The following is a 7,967-nucleotide window of genomic DNA, read 5'->3' as shown; positions in this document are numbered from 1 at the left end:
CCGCTCGTCTGCCAGGCCTCGATATGCCCCTGCCAATAGGCCGATAACGCCATCGCTCCACCTCGCGCAAAAGGCCGAGCATGACCGGGCGGCTCAGCGGATTACAGATGGGAGCGTTGAAGGCTTACTGCCCTTAGCCGTATCCCCCTATAAAGACATGCTGGAATAAATTGAAGAGGTGGCTTGCTTTGGTTTCCTGACCACCCACATTACCGCTCAAATGGGCACGAGCATCTTTATAGCCCTGGCTGCTCGGATTGGTAATTGAGTATAGGGATACAATTTCCGCCGTGATGGCACGTTGGTCATTGCCATCCGTTTGGTCGGCGGCGGGCGGGCCCCCCGCGTGCCCATCCCGCCTTCCGGGTGGAAGGGAAACAATGAAGCCCGTTGTCGAGCTTCACTTTACGGTAGTTGAAACCGTCACCGTATTGTTGACCGGCTTGGGATCGGACACGTTGCCGGTGACGCTGGCAACGAAGGTAAGTTTGCCTTTTCCGCTGGGCTTGGCCTTGACGGTGAACGCTTTCCGCTTCTTGGGAGCAAGGTCGTTCAGTTGACAAGTGAGGGTGGGTCCAGTGACACCGCAGAAGGCCGGGACTTGAGTATAGGAGCCGCCGTCTGACAACTGGCCGGTGACGATGACAGCAGGGGCGGTGGTTTTCTTGGTTTCGTTAGTGATGATGAATCTATAGGCCACGCTTTTGCCGAGTGGCGCTGATTTGGGTGCGGTGGTTTTGATGGCTAGGTTGGTGCTGGCGAGGGGCATGGATGATTCGTTACCGGTGCCGGTGCCGCTTTGCGGGGAGGCCGGTGGATCACTGGCGAGGGGTGTGGATGATTCGATACCGGTGCCGCTCAGCGGGGAGACCAGTGGATCGCTGTCGGCCCCGGTCAGGGTCAGATTGCCGGTTTGGACGCCGATGGCGGTGGGGCTGAAGGTGATTTGCAGAGTGCAGGATTGGCCTGCCGGGAGGCTAGCGCCGCAGTTGTGGGTGACGGCGAAATCGCCGGTGGTGGCGATAGACTGGAGGCTGTAGGCCGCCGCGCCGACATTTTTCAGAATGACGTGTTGGGCTGCGCCGCTGGCTGTCACCGTTTGATTGCCAAAGGGGGCGATGGCGCCCAGAGCGAGTTCCGGGGCCGGGGCCGCGGGACCGGGATCAATCCAGCCAGACGGTTTGAAGAACCAGACATTGCCCTCATTCGGTCCTTCCAGGCCAACGAAAACATCCAAATTGGGCGCGTAATGCCATTTGCCCAAAACGCCTCCTCTCGCCACATAGTCCGGGGGCATTACCGTGTTCATTCCCAAGGGAAGCTCGCTTAAGGTCCAATCGGTTCCATCCCTGTTACCGATATTCAACTGATATACATTGCCGCCACCGCCCCAAAGGAGGAAACGATCGCGAACGGGATCGTATTCCATCCCAAACTTCCCTTCTGCTATCGAAAAGGAGGACGGCACGGATGTGAGTTGTACCCATCGGTTGCGGTTGCCCGGGCCAGCCTGGTCGATATCCCAGAATGTGAATGGGGCCCCATCCCAAAGGGTCTTGACGTAGATGTTCCGGACAGGGTCGTAAGCCCCTGCCCCGTGAGAGCCGCTGCCAATCCAATTTATACCCACGATCTCCCAGGTATCCTGGCTTGGGTCCTGGGGGTCAGTGACGGTGTATTTAACGAGTGTGTGGTCAAAACCGCCGCCGTTAGGTCCGGAAACGTAAATGACTTCCTTTCCGTCTTGATAGGCGTAATCCGTGGTTCCCATGACGGAACTCGGTAGGTCGAGGGCATGGTCGCGATTCTGCCACATAGTTCCCCCGGGCGTATTTGGGTTTACGCCCGTCCCATCCGGTCCGCCGACCTCGTTGGGGTTAGCCTTGGCAGGATCGAAGAAAAACGGACCGGTTCTTGCGAAGGAGCCGTCCGGGTTCTGTTTAAAGAAACCGCTTCCGGTTTGAAAAGCCGCCCCCCCGAATGTTACGAACCTATCTGCTTTTGGGAGGAATACCGAGTTGTCATAGGTGTGCGATGACTGCGGCGTATCCCCTTCGGGGATCAGGGTCGTAGGATCAAGCGCGGAAGGCAGTGAAGCCCTTTCCCACTCTTGCGTGGAGCCTCGCCAGCGGTAAACCTCGTTGCCCGAGTAGTTTGCGTGCCCTCCCCCAAAAATAAGCAAATCCCCGCGGTTGCTGTCCCATGCAAACGAACTCCACGCATTGATAATAGTGCCTGGATTGATATGAGATGGATAGGGAGGACGAAGCTCCTTGGGGACCCAGGCATCACTGAACTTATTCGTATTCATTTTAATCCAGGTATTCTCCGGGGCAGCCCTTATCAGGCCAAGTATGTTACTCAAATCTTCTGCGGACTGAGCTTTGGTGATTCCCAATATCAATAGTCCTGAGAAAACGGCGGCTCTTAACATTTCATTCTCCTGTCCAGTTATGAGGCTTCAGCCCGATTAATGAGCCTAACGAGCCTGACTGTCGCCGAACCCAAGGAAATTGATCCCAGCCGTGAAATTTGCAAAGGCCGCTATTAAATACTGAGAATAACAGGAGCTATGAATGCGCCACTCTGATAGTCTCTACTACCCATTTTTCCAGTATCTAAGGAATCAAACCATCCTCCATTGGAGTTCGCTCTTTGCTCACCGGCGGACAGTTTTGAGCAGAGTCGTTGAGAGGGTTCGGGACGTGCCTCGCACGGGTTATGCGGGTATGCGCAGCGAAGCCGTGGGAAGTTTGATCCAGGTCGATGGGAGTGGCTATCCGCAATCAGGGGGAGGCGGCACATACAAAAGGCGGTACGTATAGAAGGCGTCCAGGGCATTCGACAGTATCTGCGGGAAGCTTGGCGTTTCCCGTAGCCGGATAGCCTGGCGTTTCCCGTAGCCGGATAGCCAGAGCGAGAGGCCGCCTAGAACCGGGACCAAACGGGTGGTATCAACAAATCGGCTTGGGATTGCTGTGGTACTCCGGTCGGCCTTGCATTCAATGCCGGACGGATCGGGCGCCTCTTCGGCCAAAGGAGACACCCGGCCCCGGATGCCAACTCCGCCCGATGACCGCTTTGGGGAGCGGTGCTATACGGGGGCCGCAAGGCTGAAAGCGGACAGTGACGAGACCTAATTTGGTTGCAGAACCCAGTGCAATCTGCCCATTCGTAGGCGAGGGAACGCTCACCCAAGCGTTACCGTCCGTGGTTGAAACGGTTGGTCCTCGGACTGCTCGGGGGGTTTCAGTGCGCCATCCAGATCGATGCCGAAACACTCGACAGCGCTTGCTAGCTTGGCGCGGCATGTGCGCTCAGGATGGGCTTGCTTCCGGCCTGCTCGTGGCGCTTAAGAAGACACCACGTTCTTTGCGTTTTCTACCAGATCGGGTAGGTTGGGATAGTATCCGCTACCGCAAACAGACTTCCGAGAGCGCCCCAATGGCCCGGCCCGGCGGGAAAAGCCCCGAAATTTGCGAATCATCACGAGAATGAAGGGACTGTGGAAGCTAACCATTCGGCTATTTCAGAATACTCAACACCATAAGTCCGGTAATCACGCTGGCTGCGTAAATAATGGCGAGTTCTTTCACCATGCGGCCGATCCCACCTGAATTGATGGACGCCCGCGAGTACCGGAAGGTGCCGGAGGCGGGCTTGCGCCGATCCAGCCTTAGCCGCACGGAATTCAGGAGTTCCGCCCGTGCGTTGGGAAAGCCTTCCTCGTAGGTTGGCTTCGGATCCAGAATTTCATATTGCTGACCCTCCACCTTGATAACAGCCCCGGACACGGTCTGAATATCCGCCAGACTGATCAGTCTCACCGTCGAGAACTGGCGGATTCCGATAACCATACCCAGCAAATATAACTCGCCCTCCTGGTCGGGGGATTGGAATAAACGGGTATCGCCGTCGGATTCCAGCGCCTCCTCCACCAGGGAAACCACCGACCAATTAGTGATCACCATCATGGAATCAACCCCTTTTTATAAGTCTAGTGACCGGTTTTTGTTTCTGGGTCTGGCGTGGGTGTGGAATCAATCCTGATCGTGCCCGTGCGCCTTGGTCAGCACGGCCATGGCGGCGGCGATGAACAGTCCGAAAATCGCCACGATGGCATTCACCGACAGATCGGCCCGGATCATCAGCGCGTAGCCCCCGAGCATGAGCAGGATGCTCAGGTTCTCGTTGAGGTTCTGCACCGCGATGGAGTGCCCCGCGCCCATCAGCAAATGGCCGCGATGCTGCAACAAGGCGTTCATGGGCACCACGAAATAGCCGCCCATGGCACCGATCAAGCCCAGCATGGGCAGGGCGATGCGCCAATCGCTCACCCACACCATGGCGGCCACGGTCAGCCCCATGGCGATGCCCACCGGCAACACCCTGACGCAATGCTCCAGCGGCACGTCCTTCGCCAGCGCCGCGCCGAAGGCGATGCCGACCGCCACCACGGCGGTGAGTTGGGTGGCTTGCTCCATATCCAGATTCAACGCCGCCGCCGCCCAGATCAGGATGATGAGCCGCAGCACCGTCCCCGCCCCCCAGAAGATCGAAGTCACCGCCAGCGAGACTTGGCCGAGGGGGTCTTTCCAGAGCCGCACGAAGCTGTCCCGGAAGTCCTTCAACAGGAACGGCAGGGTCTTCTTGGGCAGGGTGTGGTCGATGGGCAGCTTGGGCACGTACAGGTTGAACAGGGCGGCGATGATGAAGAAGCCGAACACCGCCAGGATGGTCAACTCCGCCGCCGAGTCGATGCCGCCGTTGAAGGGCAGCGACTTGAGCCAGACCGCCACGGCCCCGCCCACCCGCTCGCCGATCAAGAGGCCGCCGATGATGGCCCCCAGGATGATGGCCGCGACGGTCAGCCCCTCCATCCAGCCGTTGGCCCACACCAACCGCCGGGGCGGGAAGTATTCGGTGAGGATGCCGTACTTGGCCGGGGAATACATGGCCGCGCCCAGCCCCACGAAGCTGTAGGCGATCAGCGGATGCACGCCGGCCAGCATGGCCGCGCAAGCGACCATCTTGACGCCGTTGCTGATGAACATCACCCGGCCCTTGGGCAGGGCGTCGGCGAAGGAGCCGACGAAGGGCGCCAGCAGGATGTAGGCGAAGGTGAAGAACTGCTGAAGGATCGGCGTCTGCCAGGAGGGCGCCTGCATCTCCTTCAAGAGGGCGATGGCCCCGAACAGCAAGGTGTTGTCGCCCAGGGAGGAGAAGAACTGGGCGGCGAGGATGATGTAGAAGCCTTTGTTTTGGGAGCGGATGTCGGGCGGGTTGGAATCGGCGCGGGACGCTTGGGCGGGGTGGATGTTTTTGTCCATGGGGATGTTTTTGTTTTATGCCGATGCAGTTTGTAGGGTGGGCATGTGTTCATGCCCACCGAAACACGTAAATCATGTGGTGAGGCCGGACATTGGAGTCCAAAGCAAGCTTGCCCATATCCATACAAACGCCCATTGGGCCAATAGGTAGGTTGGGGTGAGGCACGAACCCCAACGGAAGTCCGACCTGAAAGCGTTGGGGTTCCTACGTCACCCCAACCTACGCGAAAACTGTGGGAGCGGGCTTTAGCCCGCAATCAGACCCGGCAGTCGCGGGCTAAAGCCCACTCCCACGGCGGACACGCGGCTACCCCGCCACCCCCCGCGCCTTCAACACCATCTCCACAAACTCCCGGAACACCCCGCAGCCGCCGGGCCGTTCCAGGATCATGTCGGCGGCGGCTTTCACCGCGTCCAGGGCGTCACCGGGGCAGGCCGTCAACCCCACCACCCCGAAGGCGGGCAGGTCGTTCACGTCGTCGCCCAGGTAGGCCACCTCCGTGGAGCCCAGGTTCAGCCGCTCCATGATGGACAGCGCCACCGCCCGCTTGTCCTTGGCGCCCAGGTGGCATTCGACGATGCCCAGCTTCTCCGCCCGGCGGCTGACCGAGCCGGAGAATTCGCCGGTGACGATCCCGGTCTCTATCCCGGCCAGATTGCGCAGCCGTTCCACCCCCATCCCGTCGCGGATGTTGAAGCGCTTGAGTGCCTCGCCCCGCTCCGAGTAATAGACGCCGCCGTCGGTCAGCACGCCGTCGCAATCGGTCAGCACCAATTTCAGTTGGCGGGCGCGTTGGGCGAAATCAGGCGGCATCCAACCGGATTTCATGGCTGGACTCCCGCCTGGACCCGGCGCAGTTTCTGGCGCGGGCCATACTCGCTCTCGTAGACCCGCTTGACGCCGTCGCCCAGGGAGCGGTGGATGTCGCGCACGTCGCGGACCAGCCGCTCGAAGCCCACCAACTCCACTGACGCCGCCTGATCGGTGCCCCACATGGCCCGGTCCAGGGTGATGTGGCGCTCCAGGAAGCTGGCGCCCAGGGCCACGGCGCCCAGGGACGGCGACAGGCCGGTCTCGTGGCCGGAATAGCCGATGGGCGCGTCCGGGTAGCGCTGGCGCAGGGTGGAAATCATCTTCAAGTTCAATTCATCCACTTTGCACGGATAGGTCGAGGTGGCATGGGCGATCAGCAGATTGGGCCGGTCGGCGTGGTCGCGGGTGCCCACCGCCTTCACCGCGTCGATGATTTCCTGCATGGTGGACATGCCGGTGGAAATCATCAGCGGACGCCCGGTGGAACGGGCCTTGAGCAACAGCGGAATATCGGTCAGCGAGGCGCTGGCCATCTTGTAGAAGGGCGGGTTGAACCGCTCCATGAAGTCCACCGACGGCTCGTCCCAGCAGGAGGCCGTCCAGTCGATGCCGAGCGAGCGGCAATAGCGGTCGATTTTCATGTATTGGTCCACGTCGAATTCGACCCGGCGCCGGTAGTCGATGTAGGTCATCCGGCCCCAGGGGGTGTCCCGCTCCAAGTGCCATTGATCCTTGGGCACGCACAGTTCCGGGGTGCGCTTCTGGAATTTCACGCAGTCGGCCCCCGCGCCCACCGCGCCGAAAATCAGCTCCTTGGCGGTATCCACCGAACCATTGTGGTTGATGCCGATCTCGGCGATGACATAGACGGGATGGCCGTCGCCCACCAGTCGCTCGCCGATTTGCACAGCCCGTTCGCTTGTTCCAATGCTCATGTGTCGTCTCGCAGTCAGGTTTAAAAGCCGGTGGATCACCAAATGGTGAAGCCGCCATCGACGAGCAGGTTGGCGCCCGTCACATAGGCGGAAGCGTCGGAGGCGAGGAACACCAGCGCCCCCAGAAAATCGTCCGGGGCCGCCATGCGGTTCAGCGGCGTGCGGCGGGCGTATTCCTGGATGAAGAACTCGTCCTGGCCGTTCTCCACCCCGCCCGGTGATAGGGCGTTGACCCTGACGCCAGCGTGACCCCAATAGGTCGCCAGGAACCGGGTGAAGGCCAGCACCGCGCCCTTGGTGGTCGGGTAGACCGGGGATTTGAAGAAGCGCTGATTCCCCGCCGGGTCGCGGTACAGGGATTGATCCGGCGCCACCACGCCGTAGGTGGAGCCGATGTTGATGATGCTGCCCCGCCCGGCGCGGGCCATTGCCGCGCCGATGATCTGCGAGCAGAGGAAGACGCCGGTCACGTTCACGTCCAATGACCGCTTCCATAGTTCCAGCGGGTAATTCTCGAAGCGGGATTGCTCCAGCGCCTCCGCCGGGTTCTCGAACATGTCATTGATGGCGGCGTTGTTGACCAGCACATCCACCCGCCCGGTGAGCTTCAGCACCGATTCCAGCAGCCGGGTCACGGAGTCCGGGTCGGTCACATCGGCGGCGATGGGGATGGCGGAAGCGCCCAAATCCTCCACCGCCCAGGCCGTGGCGTCCGGGTCACGGTCGGTGGCGATCACCAAGGCACCGGCCTCGGCCAGCGCCCGGCAATGGCGGCGTCCCAGGAGTCCCGCCGCGCCGGTGACGATGGCGGTGCGGTCGGTGAGGTTGAAGCGGTCGGCTGGCATGGGGAATAGTGATTGGTGGTCAGTTGTAGGTCGGGCATGCACT

Annotated in this window: 6 protein-coding genes; all 6 read right to left on the bottom strand. The window is 60.6% G+C overall.

The window, feature by feature from the left end; all coding sequences use genetic code 11:
• Positions 1–400: 400 nt before the first annotated feature.
• Positions 401–2,434: a choice-of-anchor D domain-containing protein gene (locus tag ACXWUF_RS14690; RefSeq protein WP_458495398.1), complete on the bottom strand. Its 2,034-nt coding sequence runs from the start codon at positions 2,432–2,434 to the stop codon at positions 401–403.
• Positions 2,435–3,524: 1,090 nt separating this feature from the next.
• The gene (locus tag ACXWUF_RS14685; protein ID WP_458495397.1) at positions 3,525–3,974 is read right to left on the bottom strand and encodes a hypothetical protein; all 450 of its coding nucleotides are present in this window, start codon (positions 3,972–3,974) and stop codon (positions 3,525–3,527) included.
• 66 nt (positions 3,975–4,040) lie between these two features.
• A complete protein-coding gene (gene lplT, locus ACXWUF_RS14680; protein WP_458495396.1) occupies positions 4,041–5,330 on the bottom strand; it encodes a lysophospholipid transporter LplT in 1,290 nt (429 codons plus the stop codon).
• A gap of 307 nt (positions 5,331–5,637) precedes the next feature.
• Positions 5,638–6,159, bottom strand: a complete 522-nt coding sequence (locus ACXWUF_RS14675; protein ID WP_458495395.1) for a KdsC family phosphatase — start codon at positions 6,157–6,159, stop codon at positions 5,638–5,640.
• Positions 6,156–7,079 (bottom strand): N-acetylneuraminate synthase family protein, encoded by a 924-nt coding sequence (locus ACXWUF_RS14670; RefSeq protein ID WP_458495394.1) that lies wholly within the window; start codon positions 7,077–7,079, stop codon positions 6,156–6,158. Before ACXWUF_RS14670 ends, ACXWUF_RS14675 begins: the two co-directional genes overlap by 4 nt.
• Positions 7,080–7,114: 35 nt before the next feature.
• Positions 7,115–7,967, bottom strand: an 853-nt coding sequence (locus ACXWUF_RS14665; RefSeq protein ID WP_458495393.1) for an SDR family oxidoreductase, incomplete at its 5' end; no start/stop codon positions are given.

This window comes from Methylomagnum sp. (genome assembly GCF_054333355.1).
The sequence above is the reverse complement of the archived record's forward strand: the minus strand, read 5'-3'. Positions and strand labels throughout refer to the sequence as shown.